The organism is Streptomyces sp. NPDC053431 (assembly GCF_044544925.1).
GTDB lineage: Bacteria > Actinomycetota > Actinomycetes > Streptomycetales > Streptomycetaceae > Streptomyces.
Window position 1 is genome coordinate 36205 of sequence record NZ_JBITXX010000020.1, and the last position, 21675, is coordinate 57879.

General features: G+C 71.7%; 17 protein-coding genes. 15 read left to right on the top strand and 2 right to left on the bottom strand.

Features of this window, described 5'->3' with window-relative positions:
- Window positions 1-122 precede the first annotated feature (122 nt).
- The 12 genes from ACIGXE_RS32235 to ACIGXE_RS32290 all read left to right on the top strand — a co-directional run bounded on the left by ACIGXE_RS32235 (window position 123) and on the right by ACIGXE_RS32290 (window position 13427).
- Window positions 123-1424: a hypothetical protein gene (locus ACIGXE_RS32235; protein WP_399753016.1), complete on the top strand. Its 1302-nt coding sequence runs from the start codon at window positions 123-125 to the stop codon at window positions 1422-1424.
- A 372-nt stretch (window positions 1425-1796) separates the two neighbouring features.
- The gene (locus tag ACIGXE_RS32240; RefSeq protein ID WP_399753018.1) at window positions 1797-3131 is read left to right on the top strand and encodes an acetyl-CoA carboxylase biotin carboxylase subunit family protein; all 1335 of its coding nucleotides are present in this window, start codon (window positions 1797-1799) and stop codon (window positions 3129-3131) included.
- Complete coding sequence (locus ACIGXE_RS32245) at window positions 3128-3847, top strand: tryptophan 2,3-dioxygenase family protein (RefSeq protein ID WP_399753019.1); 720 nt, start codon at window positions 3128-3130, stop codon at window positions 3845-3847. Before ACIGXE_RS32240 ends, ACIGXE_RS32245 begins: the two co-directional genes overlap by 4 nt.
- The gene (locus ACIGXE_RS32250; RefSeq protein WP_399753021.1) at window positions 3844-4986 is read left to right on the top strand and encodes an aminotransferase class V-fold PLP-dependent enzyme; all 1143 of its coding nucleotides are present in this window, start codon (window positions 3844-3846) and stop codon (window positions 4984-4986) included. Before ACIGXE_RS32245 ends, ACIGXE_RS32250 begins: the two co-directional genes overlap by 4 nt.
- 135 nt (window positions 4987-5121) lie before the next feature.
- Complete coding sequence (locus ACIGXE_RS32255) at window positions 5122-6384, top strand: tryptophan 2,3-dioxygenase (RefSeq protein WP_399753023.1); 1263 nt, start codon at window positions 5122-5124, stop codon at window positions 6382-6384.
- Window positions 6381-8000 (top strand): FAD-dependent monooxygenase, encoded by a 1620-nt coding sequence (locus ACIGXE_RS32260; protein WP_399753024.1) that lies wholly within the window; start codon window positions 6381-6383, stop codon window positions 7998-8000. Before ACIGXE_RS32255 ends, ACIGXE_RS32260 begins: the two co-directional genes overlap by 4 nt.
- Window positions 8000-8974 (top strand): branched-chain-amino-acid transaminase, encoded by a 975-nt coding sequence (gene ilvE / locus ACIGXE_RS32265; protein WP_399753026.1) that lies wholly within the window; start codon window positions 8000-8002, stop codon window positions 8972-8974. The genes ACIGXE_RS32260 and ilvE overlap by 1 nt, the downstream gene beginning before the upstream one ends.
- A complete protein-coding gene (locus ACIGXE_RS32270) occupies window positions 8971-9744 on the top strand; it encodes a cyclase family protein (protein WP_399753028.1) in 774 nt (257 codons plus the stop codon). The genes ilvE and ACIGXE_RS32270 overlap by 4 nt, the downstream gene beginning before the upstream one ends.
- Window positions 9745-9746: 2 nt before the next feature.
- Window positions 9747-10436: a methyltransferase gene (locus tag ACIGXE_RS32275; RefSeq protein WP_399753030.1), complete on the top strand. Its 690-nt coding sequence runs from the start codon at window positions 9747-9749 to the stop codon at window positions 10434-10436.
- A 31-nt stretch (window positions 10437-10467) separates the two neighbouring features.
- A complete protein-coding gene (locus ACIGXE_RS32280; protein ID WP_399753032.1) occupies window positions 10468-10905 on the top strand; it encodes a PPOX class F420-dependent oxidoreductase in 438 nt (145 codons plus the stop codon).
- Between the two features lie 49 nt (window positions 10906-10954).
- Complete coding sequence (locus ACIGXE_RS32285; protein ID WP_399753034.1) at window positions 10955-12202, top strand: ATP-grasp domain-containing protein; 1248 nt, start codon at window positions 10955-10957, stop codon at window positions 12200-12202.
- Window positions 12189-13427, top strand: a complete 1239-nt coding sequence (locus ACIGXE_RS32290; RefSeq protein WP_399753035.1) for an MFS transporter — start codon at window positions 12189-12191, stop codon at window positions 13425-13427. The genes ACIGXE_RS32285 and ACIGXE_RS32290 overlap by 14 nt, the downstream gene beginning before the upstream one ends.
- 164 nt (window positions 13428-13591) lie before the next feature.
- Here the strand turns inward: ACIGXE_RS32290 and ACIGXE_RS32295 are convergent, their stop codons facing one another.
- Entirely contained in the window at window positions 13592-14065 is a 474-nt protein-coding gene (locus ACIGXE_RS32295; protein WP_399753037.1) for a MarR family winged helix-turn-helix transcriptional regulator, read from the bottom strand.
- Between the two features lie 209 nt (window positions 14066-14274).
- Here ACIGXE_RS32295 and ACIGXE_RS32300 point away from each other — a divergent pair, with 209 nt between their 5' ends.
- On the top strand, window positions 14275-14853 hold the full coding sequence (locus ACIGXE_RS32300; RefSeq protein ID WP_399753039.1) for an NADPH-dependent FMN reductase: 579 nt from the start codon (window positions 14275-14277) through the stop codon (window positions 14851-14853).
- Between the two features lie 197 nt (window positions 14854-15050).
- Here the strand turns inward: ACIGXE_RS32300 and ACIGXE_RS32305 are convergent, their stop codons facing one another.
- Entirely contained in the window at window positions 15051-18869 is a 3819-nt protein-coding gene (locus ACIGXE_RS32305; RefSeq protein WP_399753041.1) for a GH92 family glycosyl hydrolase, read from the bottom strand.
- Between the two features lie 378 nt (window positions 18870-19247).
- On the opposite strand from ACIGXE_RS32305, the gene ngcE reads away from it, so the two are divergent.
- Complete coding sequence (ngcE, locus tag ACIGXE_RS32310) at window positions 19248-20687, top strand: N-acetylglucosamine/diacetylchitobiose ABC transporter substrate-binding protein (protein ID WP_399753042.1); 1440 nt, start codon at window positions 19248-19250, stop codon at window positions 20685-20687.
- A gap of 55 nt (window positions 20688-20742) precedes the next feature.
- On the top strand, window positions 20743-21672 hold the full coding sequence (locus tag ACIGXE_RS32315; protein WP_399753044.1) for a carbohydrate ABC transporter permease: 930 nt from the start codon (window positions 20743-20745) through the stop codon (window positions 21670-21672).
- Window positions 21673-21675 lie beyond the last annotated feature (3 nt).

A 21675-nucleotide genomic window follows, 5' to 3' on the forward strand; every position in this document is an offset into this window, starting at 1 on the left:
TTCCTGCCGGTCCCTCTCGCCCCGCGGTGCAGAAAAACTCTGCCTCAGCTCTGCCCGCACATTGCTGTAAGGAGTTTCTACAGGTGTCCAAGCGCGTCTCCGAAAAATACGTCGCCGAATGTATGGGAGAGGCTTCACGGCTTCGCCACGCGGCACGTGGACTGTCCCTGCCCGAGACCTACGCGAATTCCTACGGGAAGCTGCTGCTCGACCGTCCTCTGTTCGTTCCGGAAGCCGAGATCTCCGCTTTCGCCGACGACCTGAGGGCCGTATTCGACATCCTGGTGTCGCTGCCGGCACGGCTCTACGACGGCGATCCGCTGCGCTACTGCGCGGCCCTCGGCATGGACCCGGAGCTCGCCGAGCTGATGTCGCGCGGCGCGACCGGGCAGCCGCCGGCCTACGCGCGGGCCGACGCCTATCACGACGGCAGCTCGTTCCGGCTGCTCGAGCTCAACATCGGCAGCCAGCTCGGCGGTACCGACTCCGCCCAGCTCAACCGCGCCTTCCTCCAGTCGGAGGCCTTCCGGGAGTTCACCGAGGAGCACGGCCTCGGCCACGTCGACACCGTCGAGCGGCTCGCGCGCACGCTGCGCGCCGCGGCGCGGCCGGTCGCCTCGGGCGAGCCCGTGGTCGCGCTCGTCGAGGCCAACGGCGGACTGGCCGCGTACCGGCACGTCTTCGCCGCCCTGCAGGAGGCGATGCTCGGGCACGGGGTCCGGCTGCTGCTCGGCGAGATCGGAGACCTCGGCGAGGAGAACGGCAGGATCACCCTGCACGGCACCCCCCTCGACGTCGTCCTGCGCTACTTCGTCGCGAGCGAGATCGTGGCCGACCCTTCGGCCCGCGCTACCCTCGATCTGCTGCTCGCCGCCCACCGGGCGGGCCGCACGGTGCTGTTCACCGGCCTCGAAGGCGCCATGTTCGCCAGCAAGGGCAGCCTGGCGCTGCTGCACGACCCGCAGGTGCGCCGCACGCTGTCCGCGGCCGAGTGCGCGGTCGTCGACCGGGTCCTTCCCTGGACCAGACTGCTCGGCGCCGCGGGCCGGCGTGCCGACGACCACGCCGCACTGCTGGAGCGCTGCCTCGCGGACCGGGAGAACCTGGTCCTCAAGCCGGGTGTCGGCCACGGCGGAGTAGGCACCGTCGTCGGCCACGAGGTCACCGACGAGCAGTGGCGGCAGGCCCTCGCCGCCTCCGCCGACGGCGACTACGTGGTACAGGAGCGGGTCCGCCCGGCCGTCGAGGTCGTGGTCGACGCGGACACCGGCGCGCCCCGCGACTGGGTCGCCAACTGGGGCGTCTTCTTCGACGCCGAGGGCTACGCGGGCGCCTTCGTGCGCGCCCTGCAGCCCCATGACGGCGCCGTCGTCGCCTACGCCAACCCCGGCACGCGCGGCACCTGCGTCTTCACCACCCCCTGACCTACGCCTGACCTACGCCTGACCTCCGCCTGATCTCCTCCCGACCTTCCCCCACCTGCGTCTCCCCCTCCGAGCCCCCCACCTGCGTCTCCCCCTCCGAGCCCCCCACCTGCGTCTTCCCCCCTCCGAGCCCCCACCTGCGTCTTCACCCGCCACCTCATCCCCCCTGACCTCCCCCACCCGCGTCTTCATCCCCCCGACCTCCGGCGCAGAGCGCCGTCGCACAACGCCGAGTCCTCGGCACGGCCGCCGCCCGTGGCCGCGCCCTCGTTCCGACTCCGCGCTCCGTGTCCATCCCGGCCCGGGAATCACTCATGCTCCCGGGCCGCACCACGACGCCGCACCCGGCGTCGTGCGAAGGGAGCCCACGGCATGACCGGACACCACCCGGATGCCGACGAGCGACCGCACGTCGTGGTCGTCAATCGCTGGCAGGAGAGTTACGCCGACTACGCCCGCTACGTGGATCACGCCGCCCACCGCGTGAGCTACGTCACCACCCATGTCGGGTGCGGCAGCGTCCCGCCCACCGCGGCGGACGTCGTCATCGTCACCGCCACGGACGACCTCGCCGAGGTCAGTGCCGCGGTGGCCGTGCTCGCCCGGCGGCACGGCCGGCCCGACGGAGTCGTCGCCCTGAAGGAGGGCGACCTGATGACCGGCGCGCGGCTGCGTGAGGAGTGGGACCTGCCCGGGCCGCGCACCGCCGACCTGGTGGCGTTCCGCGACAAGTACGTGATGTGCCGGGCGGTGTCCGATGCGGGGCTGCCGGTGCCCGCGTTCACCGCCGTGGACGGGCCCGAGTCGGTGCTCGCCCTGGCCCGCCGCGCCGGCTGGCCGCTGGTGGTCAAGCCGCGGGTCGGCGGCTCCAGCGACGGCGTCGTGATCCTGCGCGGCCCCGGCGACCTGGCCGCGCTGCCCGATCCCGCCGTACGGCCGCTGCTGGCGCAGGAGTTCAACCCGCACCCGGTGCACCACGTGGACGGCGTCTTCGACGGCCGGGACGCGACCTGTCTGCGTGCCTCCCGGTACGTCAACAGCTGTCTCGGCTTCCGCGACGACGGAACCTTCCTCGGCTCCGTCGAGGAGGACGACCCCGAGATCCAGCGGGCGGTCGCGGAGGCCACCACCGCCTATCTGCGGGCGCTGACCACCGCCGCGACCCCCTTCCACCTGGAGCTGTTCGTCGAACGCCGGGACGGGCGGGTCCGCTGCACCTTCCTGGAGGTCGGCGCCCGGGTCGGCGGCGCGGAGATCCCCTTCGTCTGGCGCGAGGTGCACGGGTACGACCTGATGCGGGCCGCCTGCGACCTCCAGCTCGGCCGCCGGCCGGCCGACCCGCCCCGCACCGAGGGCGGCGACGTCGCGGGCTGGCTCCTGGTGCCCGCGCCCGCGCAGCGTCCGTGTGTCATCACCGAGGCCACGTCCATGGTCGGCCGCCGCCCCGGGCCGTACGCCGAGGCACTGCTGTCGCCCGGGGAGGTGCTGCCCGACGCGGACGCCTACTACGAGCACGTCGGCGGCCGGTTCCGTTTCCGCGGGGCCTCCAGCGCCGAGGTGGAGACCGCGCTGACCGTCACGGCGTCCCGCTTCCGCGTGCGCGCCGAACCCGCCGAACCCGCCGGGACAGCCGATCCCACCGAATCCGCCGAACCGGCTGATACCGCCGAGCCCACGACCTTACGCATACCCGAGGTGTCACGATGAGGGACTACTCCGAACAGATCCTGGACGGCGAGGGCGCGGACGACTACGCGCGCTACATGCGTACCGACACCCTGCTGTCGCTCCAGCGCCGCCCCGACGAGGTCATCCACCGGGACGAACTGCTCTTCCAGGTCGTCCACCAGTCGACCGAGCTGTGGCTGAAGCTGGCCGGCTCGGAGCTGCAGGAGGCCGCCGAGCGGATCCGGGCCGAGGATCTCGACGGCGCCGTCGGCCTGCTGCGCCGGGCCACCCTCGGCGTCGAACTCGTCACCGGCCAGCTGGAGATGATGCGCCACCTGTCGCCGTGGGACTTCCAGACCATCCGTACGGTCCTGGGCCACGGCTCCGGCGCGGACTCGCCCGGCTGGCGTTCGGTCCAGCGTTGCGGACGCGCCCTCGACCGGGACTTCACCGCCCTGGTCAAGGACCGGGGCATCGACCTCGCCGAGCTGTACCGCGACCGGCAGGGCAGCCCCGAACACCGGCTTGCCGAGGCCCTGGTCGAATGGGACGAGCGCGTCTCGCTGTGGCGGGTGCGGCACTACAAGGTCACCACCCGCATCATCGGCACGCAGGTGGTCGGCACCCAGGGCACGCCGGTGGACGTGCTGGCCCGCCTGATCGAGTACAAGTTCTTCCCCGAGCTGTGGGCGGTACGCACCGAGCTGACGATGACCGGCCCGATGGGCCGCTACCACGAGGCGGAGCCGGCATGAGCCCGGCAGGCTCCGTCGGTCCGGCGGACTTCCGCGGGCGTTTCCCCTCCCTGGAGCGGCGGGTGCACCTGGCCGGGTGCAGTCTCGGCCCCCGGTCGCTGGACCTGGACGCGGCCCTGGCGCGGATGCTGGACGCCATGGCGGACGGCGGCGCGCCCTGGGAGCTGTTCGAGGAGGAGGTACGGCGCTCCCGAGAGGGATTCGCGGCCCTGATCGGCGCCCGCCCCGACCAGGTCGCGGTGGTGCCCAACGCCTCGGTCGGGGCGTACCAGGTGGCGTCCGGGCTGGAGTGGGGGGACCGGCCCCGCGTGGTCACCTCCACGCTGGAGTTCCCCTCCGTCGCGCAGGTGTGGCTCGCCCAGCGTCCCCGTGGCGCCGACGTCGTCCACGCCGAACAGGCCGAACAGTACGTCGAGTTGACGGACGAGCGGACCCGGATCGTGTCCGTACCGCTGGTCGGTTACCAGGACGCGGAACTGCTGCCGGCCGAACGGATCGCCCGGGCGGCCCACGCGGCGGGTGCGGACGTGTTCGTCGACGCGTACCAGGCCGTCGGGGTCACTCCCGTCGACGTGACGCGGCTGGACTGCGACTACCTCGTCGCCGGCACGGGGAAGTACCTGCTCGGCCTGCCGGGCCTGGCCTTCCTGTACGTGCGCGACCCGGACCGCCTGCCGCGCATGCCGCGCCTGACCGGCTGGTTCGGCCGCGTCGACCCGTTCGCCTTCGACCCCAGGGGCCTGGACTTCGCGCCGACGGCGGCCCGGTTCGAGACCGGCACGCCGGCGGTCCCCGCCTGCTACGCGGCGAACGCCGGTCTCGGCCTGGTGCGCTCCTTGGACCTCGGCGAGGTCCGCGCGCACGTCCTCGACCTCACCGACCTGGCGGCCGAACGGCTGGCCGGTCGGGGGCACCGGGTGCGGGCGCTGCCCCGCGAGCGGCGCGGGGCCCACATCGGGCTGCTCGCCGCGGACCCCCCGGCCCTCGCCCGACGGCTGGCCCGACGCGGCATCGCGGTGAGCCCCCGCGGCGACGTCGTACGCCTCTCCTTCCACTACTACAACAACGCCGACGACGTGGACGCGCTGTGCGCGGCCCTCGACGGCGTCACGGTCGCACCGGCCACGGCAAGATCCTGAACGCGCACGGCCCCCACGCTCGGCCCCCACGCACGTCCCGACGGTCCCACGGGCAATCCCCCACGGACGGTCCCCGCTTCCTTCGCAGCACGACACCAACCCACCAGTTCCGATCACCGATCGAACGGCAGGCCCATGTCACAAGCAGAACTGCAGTGCTGGCTCCACGAACCCGACCCGATGAAGTTCCCCTACGACGTCGTGGTCCGCCACTACCAGCAGGTCGGCAAGCACTTCGTCGACCCGCAGGTGCTCCGTCTCCTCGGCGAGGCGCGCGAGAGACTGCCCGCCCTGAGCGCCCCCTGGCCGCAGATACAGATGCTCGCCTCGTTCCTGAGCACGGCCCTGGACAAGGCGGACGAACGCTACGACTACCCCACCTACCTGGCCCTCGGCCTGCTCCAGCTCCCCGCGGTGGACGACCCGGAGGAGCAGGCGCCCTTCGCCCGCTCGCGCTGCGACCGGCTGGTGGCGCAGCTGGTGACCGACGCGCTCGCCTTCGAACTGGCCGCGCTCGACCAGACGACGACCCTGCTGCCCCGGATGCGGCCGACGCCCGACCTGGTGGGCAAGCGGTGCCGGCACGGGCTGCGGGCGATCCGGCCCGCCCTGGCCCGGATGGCCCTGGACGGCGGCCTGGTCGCCGCCGACCCCGTGGAAGTCGTCCGGCAGGCCTGCTCCATCGTGACGGCCGACATGTCGCTCGCCGAGCGGCAGGCCGTCCGGCTGGGTGTGCTGCCCGTGGACACCTGCCACGACGAGTACCTCTTCCTGCGGGTGCTGCAGGCGTTCGAGACGACGTTCGCGCTGCTCGCCGTACAGCTGCGGGCCGCGATCTCGGCGCTCGGCGAGCGCCGGGAGGACCGCGCCCTGCACTTCATCAACAGCTCGGAGGCGGCGCTGCGCGAGTCCGCCCCGCTGTTCTCGATGCTGGCGACGATGCAGGTCGAGTCGTTCCGCACGTTCCGCGAGTTCACCGAGGGCGCGAGTGCGATCCAGTCGCGGAACTACAAGATCATGGAGTCGCTGTGCCGCACGCCCGACGGCGAGCGCCTCGATTCCCCCGCCTACCTCTCCGTGCCCGAGGTACGGGCCCGGGTGCTGCGCGCCCCGCGCACGCTCGACGACGCCTACCAGGAGGCCTGCGGCTCCGGTGACCTGACGCCGGAGCAGTGCGAGCGGCTGCGCCAGGCGATGGCCGAGTTCGCCCGCACCCTGATGCGCTGGCGGCAGACCCACTACCGCCTGGCGGTCCGCATGCTCGGCACGGCCAGCGGCACCGGCTACACCGAAGGCACGCCGTACCTCAGGTCCGTCCGCGACATCCCGGTCTTCCAGGGCGTTGATGTCGACGTGCCGGGCGCCGTCACGGTCGAAGAGGCGGTGGCGACGTCGTGACCGGACTCGACGCACCCGTGGGCATCGTCGGCGCCGGGCCGATCGGCCTGGTGGCCGCCATGCGCCTGGCGACGCTCGGCGTGCCGTGCATGGTGCTCGAAGCGGACCCCGACCTGGTCAAGCAGGGCTCGAAGGCCTGTCTGATCCAGGGGGACGTCCTGGAGGTCCTGGACAAGTTCGGCTGTGGGCAGCCGATCAAGGACGAGGGCGTGACCTGGACGGTCGCCCACACCTATGTGCGCAACAAGGTGATCAGGTCGGCCGAGTACCCCCACGGCCCCGGCTTCGGGCCCTTCGTGAACATCTCCCAGTACCGCATCGAGCAGATCCTGCTGCAGGCCGCCGAGGCCCATCCGGACTGCGAGATCCGCTGGGGCCACGAGGTGACCGCGGTCGAGCAGGACGAGGACGCGGTCACCGTGCGGGCGCGCACCGCCGACGGCGAGCGCACCCTGCGCTTCGGACATCTGGTCGCCGCCGACGGGGTGCGCAGCACCGTGCGCGACCTGGTCGGGGTGGCCTGGACCGGCTACACCCACAAGGACCGGTTCCTGATCACCGACATCCGGGCGAAGCTCCCGCTGGCCAAGGAACGGCACTTCCACTACGACCCCTCGTTCAACCCGGGCCGCCAGCTGGTGATGCATCCGCAGCCGGACGACATCTGGCGCATCGACTGGCAGCTGCCGCCGGACACCGACATCGACGCCGAACGCGCCGACGGCCGGTTCGACCAGCGGGTGCGGGCCGTCATCGGCGACATCCCGTACGAGGTGGACTGGGTCAGCACCTACCGCTTCCACCAGCGGGTGGTGGAGCGGCTGCGCGTCGGCCGGCTCCTGTTCGCCGGCGACGCCGCGCACGCCCTGCCCCCGTACGGCTCCCGCGGGATGAACAGCGGCATCCAGGACGCCGACAACCTCGCCTGGAAGCTCGCCCTCGTCCACGCCGGCCAGGGCGGGGAGGAACTGCTGGAGTCGTACCACACCGAGCGGTACGCGGCGGCGCGGGAGAACCTGCGCGTCACCGAGGCCACCATCCGCTTCATGGTGCCGCCCAGCCGCATGCGCCGCCTGGCGCGCTCGACGATCCTGGCGCTGTCGCACCGCCTCAGCGGCGCCCGCGACCGGGTCAACAGCGGCCGCATGGCGGAGCCGTACGTCTACGCGGACTCCCCGCTGGTGCAGTCCGCCGCCGACGAGCCCCTGCTGGGCGCCTTCGCGCGGGACGGGATCGTCGACGCGGACGGGCGGCGCACCCGACTGCGGCAACTGCTCGGCGACGGCTTCGTCGCCCTGTGCTTCGCCCCCGACACCGCGACCGCCGCCGACCTGGTGGCCGAGGTGCGCGCCCACGCGGCGGAACCGTCCGTGCGGACCGTGGCGGTGCTGCCCATGACCGCCCCCGCCGGCCCGCTGCCGTCCGGCGTCGCGGTGGTCCGCACCGCGGACGCGGAGCTGCTCGCCGCCTACGGAGCGGCGACCGGCCGCTGGTGGCTGGCCCGGCCGGACGGCCACCTCGCCGCCCGCGGGCGCACCGGCGCCGAGTTCACCGCCGCCCTGCACCGGGCCGTCGGCTCCCCGGCGGAGCGGCCCCTAGTGAGAGGAACCCGCTGATGACCGCGACCACCCCGCCCTACGCCTGGCTGGACGGCCGGCTCGTCCCCTGGGACCAGTGCCTCGTGCACGCCCGCAGCCAGGGCGCCTTCTGGGGCGCCAACGTCTTCGAGGGCATCCGGGTCTACACCGGCGACGACGAGCGGCTCTACGCCTTCCGCGTCCAGGACCACCTGGAGCGGCTGTGGCGCTCCATGAAGAGCCTGCGCATGGAGATCGCGTACACGCCCGAGGAACTCGCGCGGGCGTGCTCGGACCTGGTGCTCGCCAACGACTTCGGCACCGACGCGCACGTGTGCGTGGTCGGCTACTTCGGCATGGGACCGAACTTCGACCCGATGACCACGACCGTCGAGACCGGCGTCCACATCACCTCGACGCCCGTCCCGCGCTCCCTCGCCCACGACCGGGGCGTGGCCGCCTGCATCTCCTCCTGGCGGCGCATCAGCGACGACGCCATGCCGCCGCGCATCAAGGCGGGTGCCAATTACCACAACAGCCGGCTCGCCCACCACGAGGCGCTGCGCAACGGCTACGACACCACGCTGCTGCTCAACGCCCGCGGCACCGTCTCGGAGGCGCCCGGCTCCTGCGTGGTCATGGTCCGCGACGGCGAACTGGTCACCCCGCCGGGCACCAGCGGGGTGCTGGAGGGACTCACCGTCGACACGGTCGCCACCCTGGCGCAGGAGCACCTCGGCCTGCCGCTGCGCCGCCGGGAGATCGACCGCACCGAGCTCTACGTCTGCGACGAGCTGTTCCTGTGCGGCACGATGTCCGAGCTGCTGCCGATCACCAGCATCGACCGGATCACGGTCGGGGACGGGCGGCCCGGCCCGCTCACCCAAGCCCTGCAGCGGCACTACGACGACGCGGTGCGCGCCCGCGGGAAGCACCCGGAGTGGTGCACCCCGGTCACCGCCGACACCGCCTCGCCGGCCGGCCCGGCCGCGCCCGGGGGGAGTGCCGCATGAGCGTGCTCGCCACCCTCCTCACGGCCCTGCGCGGCGGCACCGTGCAGGTGGTCGACCTGACCGCGCCGTTGTCCGAGCGCACCCCGATCATCTGCCTGCCGCCCGAGCGCGGCCAGCCGTGGCCCTTCAGCCGCGAGGTGATCAGCAACTTCGACGAACCGGGCCCCACGGTCTACTGGAACAACATCCGGCTCTCCGAGCACACCGGGACGCACTTCGACGCCCCCGCGCACTGGCTCTCCGGCCGTGGCGGCCAGGACGTCGCCCAGGTGGCGCCGACGCGGCTGATCGGTCCGGCCGCCGTCATCGACATGAGCGCGGAGGCGGAGAAGGACCCGGACTTCCTGCTCCGGCGCGAGCACGTCGAGGCGTGGACGGCCGCGCACGGGGCGCTGCCCGAGGGCGGGTGGCTGCTGTACCGCACCGGCTGGGACGCGCGGGCCGACGACCCGGAGCGCTTCATCAACGACCGGCACACCCCCGGCGTCGCCCCCGACTGCGCCCGCTGGCTCGCCGAGGAGACCCCGCTGGCCGGTTTCGGCGTGGAGACGGTCGGCACGGACGCCGGGCTCGCGGGCGACTTCGAGCCGCCCTACCCGTGCCACTGGTATCTGCACGGCGCCGGCAAGTACGGCCTGACCCAGCTGCAGAACCTCGCCCTGCTCCCGCCCACCGGCGCGCTGCTGGTGGCGAGCCCCCTGCCGATCGTCGGCGGATCCGGCAGCCCGGCCCGGGTCCTGGCCCTCGTCGAGTCCCGAGAAGGAGCGTGACGGTGGAGGACACCGGATTCCGGCGCGGCAGCGCTCTGCTGCGCCGCCACCAGGAGGACCGCACCCGCCCCGCCGAGTTCAGCCTGCTCGGCCGCGAATGGGAGCTGCTCGACGACGTCTTCAGCCCCACCTACACGCCGATCACCGAGCTGCTGTCGTCGTGGCTGCCCTATCCGCCGGACGGGTCCTTCCTGGAGGTCGGCTCCGGCGCCGGGGTCACCGCCGTGACCGCGGCCCTGTCCGGCTGCCGCGCGGTGACGGCGCTGGACATCAGCCCGGCCGCCGTCGAGAACACCCGTCGCAACGTCGAACGGCACGGCGTCGGCGACCGGGTACGGGTGATGCACAGCGACCTGTTCTCCGCCCTCGGCCCCGAGGACACGTTCGACGTCATCTTCTGGAACTCCAACTTCGCCGAGGCGCCGGGGGAGTTCGTCAACGAGACGGACCTGCACCACGCGTTCTTCGACCCGGGCTACGAGGCCCACCGCCGGTACGTGCAGGAGGCGCCGTCCCGGCTCGCCCCCGGCGGGCGGCTCTTCCTCGGCTTCTGCAGCATCGGAAACGCCCCGCTCCTCGCCGCCCTGTGCGAGCGGGCAGGCCTGACGGTGGAGCTGGTGCGCAGCGAGCGGCGCAGCCCCGACCCGGACACCACCCTCGACTTTCAGCTGCTTGAACTGCACCGCCGCTGAACCACCGCACCCGGCGAAAGGAATCACCACCGTGCCCCACTCCACCGGCCCGGACCGCTATCTGCCCCTGCTCGGCGAACGGGGGCGCGGAGTGCTGTGCACGCTCAAGGCCGACGGCAGACCGCAACTGTCCACCATCGACTACTGGTACGACGCCGACGCGGGCTTCGTGCGCCTGTCCACCACCGCCGACCGGGCCAAGGCGCGCAATCTGCGCCGCGACCCGCGGGTCAGCCTCCACGTGAGCACGCCCGGCGGTGGGGCGTACGCGGTGTTCGAGGGCCTCGCCACGCTGTCCGCCGTCGCCGCGGAGCCGTGCGACGCGGCCGTGGAGCAGCTCGTCGCCGTCTACCGGGGTGTCCAGGGCGAGCACCCCGACTGGGAGGAGTACCGGACGGCCATGGTCGCCGACCGCAGGCTGGCCGTCGGCTTCCGCGTCGAACACGCCTACGGCTGGGTCCCGGCCTGATGTCCGCCGCCCCCCACCCGCACCCGCACACCGAACGGAAGGGACGGTCATGCCCGAAGGCACCCCGCATCTGACGATCGTGGGCAGCGGCAATGCGCCGTACCGCCGCTACGCCATGCGGTCGCTGGCCGAGCGGTACCGGCTGTCCGCGCTGCTGCCGGCCGAACCCACCTGGCAGCGCCCGTACCTGGCCGACTGGAGGGTGGCCGACCCGGCCGACGAGGAGGCGCTGACCCGGGCGCTCGCCGAGCTGACCGGGTCCGGCCCGGCCGTGCTGACCTGGGGCGAGACCGTCCTCGAGACCACCGCGCGGGCCGCCGAGAAGCTGTCCCTGCGGCACATGTCGGCCCGCTCCGCGGCCCGCTGCCGCGACAAGTACCAGACCCGGACGCTGCTGGCGGAGGCCGGTGTCTCTGCCGTCCGGCACGGTCTGGCGCACACCGCCGACGAGGCCTCGCGGATCGCGGCGGCGATCGGCCATCCGGTCGTGCTCAAGCCCCGCGCGCAGGCCGGCAGCATCGGCGTCGTCCTGGCCGAGGACGAGGCGGCGGTGCGGGAGGGGTTCGCGCTGGCGGCGGGCGCCGGCTACCGGGAGCTGCCCTCCGGCGTCGGCGTGCTCGTCGAGGAGTACCTGACGGGGCCGGAGATCAGCGTCGACAGCGTGGTGCGGGACGGCGCCGTGACGCCGGTGCACGTCGCCCGCAAGCGGTTGGGCTTCGCCCCGCACTTCGAGGAGGTCGGGCATCTGGTGACCGGCTGGGAGGACGAGCCGTGGGCCGAGGAGGCGCGGGCCCTGGTGATCGCCGCGCACCGGGTGCTCGGCGTCGAGCTGGGGGTCACCCACGCCGAGCTGCGGCTGACCCCGGCCGGGCCGCGCCTGGTGGAGCTCAACGGGCGCCTCGGCGGCGACCTGATTCCGTACGCCTCCCGGCTGGCCACCGGCGTCGACCTCGTCGTCGCCGCGGCCGAACTCGCCCTGGGCCGCACCCCCGACCTGCGGCCGGACCGCGCCGGCTGCGCCGAGGTCCGCTTCGTCTATCCGCCGCACGACGGCACGGTGGGCCGGGTGGACGTGGAGCGGGCCGCGGCCGTGCCGGGCATCGCGCACGCCGAGGTCCTTGCCCCACCTGGCACCCGGTTGCTGCTGCCGCCCCGGCAGGTCATCCCCCGGCTGGCCGTCCTGGTGGCGTCGGGGGACGACGAGAAGGCCTGCGCCCACGCCCTCGACGAGGCCGTGCCCCTGGTCACGGCCGAGGTCGAGCCGCTCGGAGAGGTGGAGATCCATGCGGTGGCCTAGCCGCTGGCGGCCTGTCGACGGGCTGATCGCCGCGCACGGACTGTCGTCGTTCTGCCTCGGCCTCGCCATGCCCTACACCTCCGTGTACCTCGCGGGCCGGCCGGGCGTCGGCACCGCGGGCGTGGCGCTGTTCTACGGCTTCAGCGGCGGCGCCAACCTGGCTGTCGCCCTGCTGCTGTCCACCGGGGCGCTGAAGGTCGGCCGGATCCCACTCGGCATCGCCGGCACCCTGCTCTGGCTGACCGGCTACCTCGCCGTGCCCGGCGCCGGCTCGCTGGTCGCGGTGACGGCCGCGGGCATGGCCGTCGGCGCGGGGCAGGGCGGGTTCATGGCCGCGATCGTCCCGCTGGTCAACGCCCTGATCACGGCGGAGGAACGGCGGCGGGTGTTCGCCCGGCGCTACGCCGTCCTGAACGCGACGCTCGCGGGTGGCTCGCTGCTCGCCGGTCTGCTGACGCTGGTGCTGCCTCGGGCGGTCATCCCGTACTTCTTCCTCGCGAACGCGGTGGGCATCCTGCCGCTCACCGTCGCGCTGTGGCGGGTGCGCCGCCATATGCCCGCGGCCGCCGCGGACACGGAGGACGACGGGGACGGGCAGCCGCTTCCGGTGCTGCGGCTGTGGCGGGTGATGGCCCCGGTCGCCGTCTTCCAACTGACCGCGGCGCTGTTCGCCTTCAGCCAGTTCGACGCGACCGCGCCGCTGGTGACCACCCGGCTGATGGACATGCCGCTGTTCGCGGTGTCGCTGATGCTCTTCGTGACCGTGGTGGTGATCGCCGTCTTCCAGCGGCCGATGACCCGCCGTCTGGAGAACCTGCCGGAGAGCACCGGCCTGCGCGTCGCGGTCGGACTGTGGGTGGCGTCCTACGTCGTCGTCGGGCTGTTCTCGCTGGCCCCGTACGGCCCACGCCTCGCCGGTCTGCTGCTGTACGCCGTGCTGTTCGGGCTCGGCGAGTGCGCCTACTCGTGCTCGTTCCACCCCTGGCTGATCTCCATGGTGCCCGAGCGCGAGCTCACCCGGGCCACCGCCATGGCCAACTCGATGATGGGCGCCGGCAAGTTCGCCGGCCCCTCGATCGGCGTCGGTCTGGCGGCCTCCGGCAGCGCCACGGTGGTCTGGCTGGGGCTCGCGGCGAGCTGCGCCGTGTTCAGCACCCTGTCCGGCCTGCTGACCGGCAGACAGATCAGGAAGGGGAGCGCCGAGTCGGCCGCGCACACCTCCTAGCTCGCGCCCCGCACCCCCAGGCACACGTACATCCCCGCGGGAGGAGATGTCTCACCGGACCGGGTGCGGGCGCGCATCGAGCAGGTCACGGGAGTGCTGCCGGTCGGATGCCCGGCCCGGCCGGCCTTCGGTTCGTCCTGAACCGGCCGGGCGCCGGGCCTGGATCAGACACCGCCGCCGGTGAGTCTGAGGTGGTCCACGACGCGTTCGCCGAGCGCCGCGAACATGTCGAGCTCCTCGGGCGTCAGCAGGTCGACGAAGTACCGGCGCACCGACGCCACGTGCGCCGGTGCCGCCGCCTCGATGGTGCGCAGCCCCTTGCCCGTGAGGGTGACGACGGCGCCCCGTCCGTCGGTCGCGCACTCCTCGCGGGCCACCAGGCCCCGCTGCTCCATGCGGCCCAGGTGGTGGGAGAGGCGGCTGCGCGACCACAGCATGTGGTGCGCGAGGTCGCTGACCCGCCGCTGGTGGCCGGGGGTGCTGCTGAGGCTGGACAGCACGTCGTAGTCCGGCTCGGACAGCCCGCTGTCGCGGCTCAGGTCGCGGGCGAGCTGAGCATTGAGCAGCAGGAACATCCGGCGGTAGGCCTGCCAGGCCCGTTGCTCCCGGTCGGTCAGCCAGTGGGGTGCCTCGGTCACGGTCACCATTCTACCGATGGTGATTGACGTATCACTCACCCTGTCCTACGGTAATTGCTGACGTGTCAATCACTTGGTGGCGCGAGAAGCCCCGCACCGCGCGGCCCCGTGCGGCCGGTACCGGCATCCGCCACCACTCCGCGCCGGCCCGGATCCGTCCGATCCCCCGTCCGGATCCGGGTCACCTCTTCGACGAAGGAATCGGCACCGTGCCCCGTCTTCACATCATCTCCGCCAGCGTCCGCTCCACGTCGGCCGGCCGTCCTCTCGCCCGGTGGGTCGCCGAACTCGCCGCCCGGCAGGGTGGGTTCGATGTCGAACTGCTGGACCTGAAGGACGTCGCGTTGCCGTTCCTGGACGAGTCCGAGCACCCGGAGAGCGGGATCTACGCGCACCAGCACACCAAGGAATGGAGCGCGAAGATCGACGCCGGGGACTGCTTCGTCTTCGTCATGCCGATGTACAACCGCGGCTTCTGCGCGTCGCTGAAGAACGCGATCGACCACCTCTACCGCGAGTGGCAGAACAAGCCCGTGGGCCTCATCAGTTACAGCGCCGGCAGCTCCGGCGGAGCCCCGGCCATCGAGATGATCCGTCCGGTGCTCGCCATGGTGGGGTTGCGCACGGCCGAACCGACCCTGTCGATTCCCGCTATCGCCGACCACCTCGACGCCGAGGGCCGCTTCCGCGCCACACCCGACCTCGAGACCCGGACGCAGGCCGTCCTCACCGCCGTGGCGGAACTGACCCGGGCCCCCGAGCCGCAGGCGGAGCCCGCGTCGGCCTGACACCAAGGGCACCCCCGGCCGAAGGACTCGCGCTCCGTCTGGGACCGGACGCACCCCTGCGGAACCACCGTGCAGCGGGAGCAGCCGCAGCACGTACTGCGCAACCTGATCCGCGGCCGAGGCCAAGGACCACGACGGAGGGCCCTCTCCCCGACCGACCGGGGAGAGGGCCTTCCTCATGCACGGGCCGTACGGCGTCAGCCGAGCAGCTCCACCTCCGCCAGCTCACCGCCCGGACCGGGCGTCACCAGCCGGTACTTCGCGTACGTCCCCGGCACCGGCACCGAGAACACCCGGGTCTGCCGCGCCCAGGCGAAGGACTCGCCGTCCCGCCGGTCCAGGTCCTTCCAGCTCACGCCGTCCGCGGAGCCCTGGAGCACCCAGCCCGCCGGCGCCTTCGCCCGGTCCGCCGACGAGGTCAGCGTGTACCGCACCGCCTTCACCGGACCGGCCACGGGAAGCTCGACCGGTCCGGTCACCGGCCCCGCCGTCGCCGAGGTGTCGTCGAACAGCGGCCCCGCGGCGCCCGCGAGCAGATCGGTCCGCGGCGCCGGCACCCTGTCGTCCCGGGTGATCGAGACCGGGGCCGCCGAGGCGCCCGTTCCCCAGGCCGAGGGCACCGGACCCAGGTCGAACTTCAGCGTGCCGCCCCGGGCGAGCAGGTCGTGCGGCAGCGCCGTCGAGGTCCACCGCTGCCCGTTCAGCTTCACGCCCTGGACGTAGATGTTGCGGGCGCTGTTGCGCGGGGCCTCCACGACCAGCGTGCGCCCGTTGTCCATGCGTACGGTCGCCTTCCTGAAGAGCGGCGAGCCGATCGCGTACTCCCCGCTGCCCATCACCAGCGGGTAGAAGCCCAGCGCGGAGAACAGGAACCAGGCCGACTGCTCGCCGTTGTCCTCGTCGCCGTGGTAGCCCTGGCCGATCTCGCTGCCCGTGTAGAGGCGGGACAGGACCTCGCGGACCTTCTGCGCCGTCTTCCACGGCTGCCCCGCGGCGTCGTACATGTACGGCACGTGGTGCGCGACCTGGTTGGAGTGCCCGTACATGCCCATCCGCACGTCCCGCGCCTCCGTCATCTCGTGGATGACGCTGCCGTACGAGCCGGCGACCTCGGGGCTCGCCGTCTCCGGGGTCGAGAAGTACGCGTCGAGCTTCTTCCCGAGGCCGGCGCGCCCGCCGTACAGGTTGGCGAGGCCCCGGGAGTCCTGCGGGGCCGTGAAGGCGTAGCCCCAGCCGTTGGTCTCCGTGTAGTCGTAGCCCCAGATCCGCGGGTCGTACGACGCCGAGGGCACCCGCCAGGCGCCGGCGGCGTCGCGGCCCTGGAAGAAGCCGGCCTTCGCGTCGAAGAGGGAGACGTAGGAGCGCGCCCGGTCGAGGAAGTACGCCGACTCCTCCTGGTAGCGCTTCTCGCCGGTCTTCTCGTAGAGCGCCTGTCCCATCCTCGCGATGCCGTAGTCGTTGAGGTAGCCCTCCAGGGACCAGGACAGTCCCTCGTGGGTCTCGGTCGAGGCGTAGCCGGTGAAGGGGGAGGTCTCCATGCCCTTGCGGCCGACGCCCCGGCCGGGCGGCACGACGGTCGCGTTCTTCAGGGCCGCCTCGTACGCCGCCTCCGCGTCGAAGTCGACGCCCTTCACGTACGCGTCCGCGAAGGCCACGTCCGAGGAGGTGCCGGTCATCAGGTCCGCGTAGCCGGGGGAGGACCAGCGGGAGATCCAGCCGCCGTCCTTGTACTGCTGCACGAAACCGTCGACCAGCTCGCCCGCCTTCTCCGGAGTCAGGAAGGAGTAGGCCGGCCAGGCCGTCCGGTAGGTGTCCCAGAAGCCGTTGTTGACGTACGCCTTGCCCTCCACGATCTTCGCGCCGGTACGGGTCGGGGTGTCGGGGCCGACCGGGGCGGAGAAGGGGCTGGCGTACCGGTAGGACGAACCGACCTTTTCGAACGCGGAGTTGGGGTACAGGTAGAGCCGGTAGAGGCTGGAGTAGAGGGTAACCAGCTGGTCGTGGGTCGCGCCCTCGACCGTGACCCGGCCGAGCACCCCGTCCCAGGCGTCCTGGGCCCGCTCCCGCACGGAGTCGAAGTCCGTGCCCTCCGGGATCTCGTCGGCGAGATTGGCCTTCGCCTGGTCGACCGAGATCAGGGAGGTCGCGAGGCGCAGGGTCACCGTGCGGTCGGCGCCCGGGTCGAAGCGGAGGTGCCCCTTCACGCCCTGGGCGGCGGAGTCCGTGACGGGCGCGTCGAAGACGCCGTACACGAACATCCGGCCCGCGCCCGTGGACAGCCCGCTCCTCACGTCGGAGTAGGCGGTGAAGGAGCGCGTCGCCGGGTCGACGGTGAGCCCGCCCTGCTCGGTGACGTTGTCCAGGACGACGCTCGCGTCCTCGCCCGGGTAGGTGAAGCGCATGACGGCCGCGTGGTCGGCCGGGGCGATCTCCGCCTTCAGACCGTTCTCGAACGTGACGCCGTAGTAGTGCGGCTTCGCCGTCTCGTTCGCGTGGCGGAACGGGAGCGCCCGGGCGGCCCGGTCGGTCGGCGGGGGGCCCGCGGCGGCCGAGGGCATCACCTGGAAGGTCTGCCGGTCGCCCATCCAGGGGCTCGGCTGGTGGCTGGCGGACAGCGCCTGCAGGGTGGGCAGGTTGTCGGCGTTGTTGCCGCGCGCGTACTCGTAGATCCAGCTCTGCGTCGCCGCGTTGGTGACCGGCGTCCAGAAGTTGAAGCCGTGCGGCACGGCGGTGGCCGGAAAGGTGTTGCCGCGCGAGAAGGAGCCGGAGGAGTTCGTGCCGCGCAGCGTCGAGGCGTAGTCGGAGAGGCGCTCGTAGGGCTCCTGCGGCGGCTTCGGCGCGATCGTGACGTCGTCGATCCAGCCCTGGAACTTCCCCGGGCCCTTGGGGGAGTCGTAGGCCACCAGGATCCGGTCCACGGTCCTGCCGTCGGCGACCTCGCCGATCCGGGCGGTGACCCGGTTCCACTGGTTGACGTAGAGCCGCTTGGCGGCGCCCTGGCCGCGGGGCGTGAGCGCCCCGCCGTAGGTGTCGGTGGCGCCGAGGTCGCTCAGATAGGTGCCGTCGGTGAAGGCCAGGTCCACCGACACGTTCGTGGCGGGGTAGTTCAGGTCGGTCTCGGACGCCGACATCGACGGGAAGATCGTGTAGGAGAGCTCGGTGTCGCGGACGATCCGGATGTCGGTGTCGAAGACCTTGTTGTACGAGTACGCCCGGCCCTCGCCCCGGTGCGTGCCGGCGTAGCGCAGCGCCCGCCTGCCCGTGAAGCCGGCGCCGGCCTTGGCGGTGGGGGAGCCGCTGGGGCCGCGGTCGACCTGGCTGCGCATGTCCTCCGGGACGGGCTGCGAGGTGTCCCCGTTCGAGAACTGGACGTCGGCGAGCTGGGTGAGGCCCGCGCCCGCGTTCCTGGTGATCTCCAGGCGGTAGTGGGCGTAGGCGGTGGCCCCGCCACCCGGGGTGTCGTACGTCCTCGTCTCGAAGCGCCTGGCGAAGCTCTCGCCGCTCCGGGTGTCGAGGACGGTCCAGTTCTCGCCGTCCGCCGAGCCCTTGAGGGTCCAGTCGCGCGGGTCGCGTTCGGCGGCGTCGTTGGCCGAGGTCAGCGCGTACGTCGCGAGCTTCACCGGCTGGTCGAGGTCGAACTCCAGCCAGGCGGTGGGCTCGAACACCAGCCACTTGGTGCCCGGCTGGAGGTCGATCAGGTTCTCCTTGACCTCGCCGGCGCCCGCGTGCTCGCCGCTGGCGCGCACGGTGGTGACGTGGTCGGTGACGTTGCCCGGGATGCCGGTGACGAATCCGCCGTCGACGCCCGAGGCGCGCTTCTGCCCGTCGGGCCCGGTGTCGACGGTGTTGCGCCAGGTCGGCTGGGTTTCGTCCGGTTCGAAGGAGGTGGAGAACTTCCGTATGGATGCGCCGGATTGTTCCGATCGGCCCGGAAGCGCCTGAGCCACCGCGGGGGTGAGGCTCAGGATCAGCGCCGCCGAGGCCACCAGGGAGACCGCTCTGAGATGGGGGTGCATGCCGTGTCGTCGCTCCTGCCGCGAGTTCTAGACAACGTTGTCAAACAGATCGCGCGAAAACCCAGGAGAAGGGCAAGTGTCAGGGGGTGTCAAGGGTGTTGACGTCAATTCGAGGGAGGAAACGGGGCAGAAACTCCTCCGTCGCCCCGCAGGTCTCAACTCGGAGAAGACTGCCGGAGAAAGCTGGTTTCGATCTTGCTCCGGTGACCGGAAGTGGACTATACCTGTCGGCGTCCCGCCCGTCGTGACACCGACGACGGCCCGACGCCTGCACGACCCAGCTGCAATTGACCGCGGTGGCGGGGCCCTTCGCCTGTGGCGAACTCTGTACGGGCGACCGGTACACCGCCTGAGTCCTGAATGAAGGCGAGGACTTGCATGGGATCCACCTCCGCCCAGCACCCTGAGGGCCTCGGCCGTCGCGATCTGATCAAGCGTTCCGCCGCACTCGGTCTGATCTCGGTGCCGACCATGAGTATCCTGTCCGCCTGCGCCTCCAGCGGGGGCGACAGCACGGACAACGACAAGCCCAAGGGCGAGAAGACGAAGGACAACCCGTTCGGCGTCGCCAAGGGCGGAAAGATCGACGTCGTCGTCTTCAAGGGCGGCTACGGCGACGACTACGCCAAGGCGTGGGAGGCCAGCTTCAACAAGAAGTGGGGCATCACCGCCACCCACACCGGCACCCAGGAGATCACCGGCAAGCTTCAGCCGCGCTTCAACGCCGGCAACCCGCCGGACATCGTCGACGACTCCGGCGCCCAGAAGATCAAGATCGACGTCCTGCACAAGAACGGCCAGCTGCTCGACCTCGCCGAGGTCCTCGACGCGCCGTCCGTCGACGACCCGGCCAAGAAGGTCCGCGACACGCTGATCCCCGGCACGATCGACGCCGGCGTGCTGGAGGGCAAGACCGTCGCCCTCAACTACATCTACACGGTGTGGGGTCTGTGGTACTCCGGCAAGCTCTTCAAGGAGAAGGGCTGGAAGGAGCCGAAGACCTGGGACGAGTTCCTCGCCATCTGCAAGGACGCCACCGCCCAGGGCATCGGCGGCCTCGCCCACCAGGGCAAGTTCCCGTACTACATCAACGTCGCCATCATGGACCTGATCGCCAAGAAGGGCGGTCTGGACGCCATGAAGGCGATCGACAACCTCGACCCCAAGGCCTTCGTCGGCTCCGACGCGGCCAAGGAGGCCGTCGAGGCGATCTACGAGGTGGTCGAGAAGGGCTACCTCATGCCCGGCACCAACGGCCTCACCCACACCGAGTCGCAGACCCGCTGGAACCAGTACAAGGCCGCCTTCATCACCTGTGGTTCCTGGCTGGAGAACGAGCAGCTCAAGCAGACCCCGGCCGACTTCGACATGAAGTTCATGCCGATGCCGCTGCTGCCCGGCAGCAAGATGCCGTACGAGGCGATCCGGGCCGGCTCCGGCGAGCCCTTCATCATCCCGGCCAAGGCCAAGAACCTGGCCGAGGCGAAGGAGTTCATGCGGATGATGCTCTCCAAGGAGTGGTCGACGCTCTTCGCCAAGGAGGCCAACTCCCTCACCATCCTGCAGGACGGCGTGGATCCGAGCGTCAAGCTGCGCCCCGGCACCCAGTCCACGGTCGAGGCCTCCAAGGCGGCCGGCACCAACACGTTCCGCTACCTGTACACCGAGTGGTACAGCGAGATGGACACCGAGATCCAGAACGCCTCCAACGAGCTGATGGCCAAGCGCATCCAGCCCGCGGAATGGCTCAAGCGGGCCCAGGCCGCGGTCGACAAGGCGGCCAAGGACCCGGCGTCCAAGAACAACCACCGCGACTGACACGCGGCACCGAATCGCGTATCAATCCGCCGGGGACATCAGGGACGGGAACGCCATGCGCAAAGGGCAGTACAAGTTCGTCACGGGATTCCTCTTCATACCCGTGGCCCTCTATCTGGTCTTCGTGATCTGGCCGTACATCCAGACGTTCGGCTACTCGCTGACCGACTGGAAGGGCCAGTCGCAGACCTTCTCCTTCGTCGGCCTCGACAACTACGTCGCGCTGTTCGAGGACGACATCTTCCTGGGAGCGGTCTGGCACAACATCCTGTTCCTGGTGTTCATCCCGGTGATCACCATTCTGCTCGCCCTCTTCTTCGCCTTCATGGTGAACGCGGGCGGGCGGAGCCGGGCCGGCGGCGTCGCGGGCGTCGCCGGGTCCAAGTTCTACAAGGTCGTGTACTTCTTCCCGCAGGTGCTCTCGCTCGCGATCCTCGCCGTCCTCTTCGGCGCCGTGTACCGCAGCGACACCGGCGGCATGCTCAACGGCCTCCTGCTGAAGCTCGGCCTCATCGAGGCCGACCGGCCGGTGGAATGGCTGAACGAGCCCGGCTTCGTCCTGTGGGCCCTCGTGGCCGTCGTCGTCTGGCACGGCGTCGGCTTCTACCTGGTGCTGTTCTCCGCGGCCATGCAGTCCATCCCGCGGGACATCTACGAGGCGGCGCTGATCGACGGCGCGGGCCGCGCCCAGTCCTTCTTCCGCATCACGCTGCCGCTGCTGTGGGACGCCGTGCAGACCGCGTGGGTCTACCTCGGCATCGTCGCCATGGACATGTTCGTGCTGGTCTCCACGATGACCCAGGGCGAGTTCGGCGGCGGCCCCGACCACCACAGCGAGACCATGTCGACGGTCATGATGCGGAACTTCCTCTACTTCGGCAAGAGCGGTTACGCCTGCGCCATGGGCGTGGTCATGCTGCTGCTCACCCTGATCGTGTCCGTGGTCACGCTGCGCGCCACCCGCCGCGAGCGCCTCGAGTTCTGAGCG

What these genes read in the sequence shown, in the direction of transcription:
- ACIGXE_RS32245 (WP_399753019.1), top strand. Translation starts at nt 3,128, where the DNA reads ATGAGGGACTACTCCGAACAGATCCTGGACGGCGAGGGCGCGGACGAC.
- ngcE (WP_399753042.1), top strand. Translation starts at nt 19,248, where the DNA reads ATGGGATCCACCTCCGCCCAGCACCCTGAGGGCCTCGGCCGTCGCGAT.
- ilvE (WP_399753026.1), top strand. Translation starts at nt 8,000, where the DNA reads ATGACCGCGACCACCCCGCCCTACGCCTGGCTGGACGGCCGGCTCGTC.
- ACIGXE_RS32255 (WP_399753023.1), top strand. Translation starts at nt 5,122, where the DNA reads ATGTCACAAGCAGAACTGCAGTGCTGGCTCCACGAACCCGACCCGATG.
- ACIGXE_RS32305 (WP_399753041.1), bottom strand. Translation starts at nt 18,869, where the DNA reads ATGCACCCCCATCTCAGAGCGGTCTCCCTGGTGGCCTCGGCGGCGCTG.
- ACIGXE_RS32235 (WP_399753016.1), top strand. Translation starts at nt 123, where the DNA reads ATGGGAGAGGCTTCACGGCTTCGCCACGCGGCACGTGGACTGTCCCTG.
- ACIGXE_RS32285 (WP_399753034.1), top strand. Translation starts at nt 10,955, where the DNA reads ATGCCCGAAGGCACCCCGCATCTGACGATCGTGGGCAGCGGCAATGCG.
- ACIGXE_RS32240 (WP_399753018.1), top strand. Translation starts at nt 1,797, where the DNA reads ATGACCGGACACCACCCGGATGCCGACGAGCGACCGCACGTCGTGGTC.
- ACIGXE_RS32315 (WP_399753044.1), top strand. Translation starts at nt 20,743, where the DNA reads ATGCGCAAAGGGCAGTACAAGTTCGTCACGGGATTCCTCTTCATACCC.
- ACIGXE_RS32250 (WP_399753021.1), top strand. Translation starts at nt 3,844, where the DNA reads ATGAGCCCGGCAGGCTCCGTCGGTCCGGCGGACTTCCGCGGGCGTTTC.
- ACIGXE_RS32290 (WP_399753035.1), top strand. Translation starts at nt 12,189, where the DNA reads ATGCGGTGGCCTAGCCGCTGGCGGCCTGTCGACGGGCTGATCGCCGCG.
- ACIGXE_RS32270 (WP_399753028.1), top strand. Translation starts at nt 8,971, where the DNA reads ATGAGCGTGCTCGCCACCCTCCTCACGGCCCTGCGCGGCGGCACCGTG.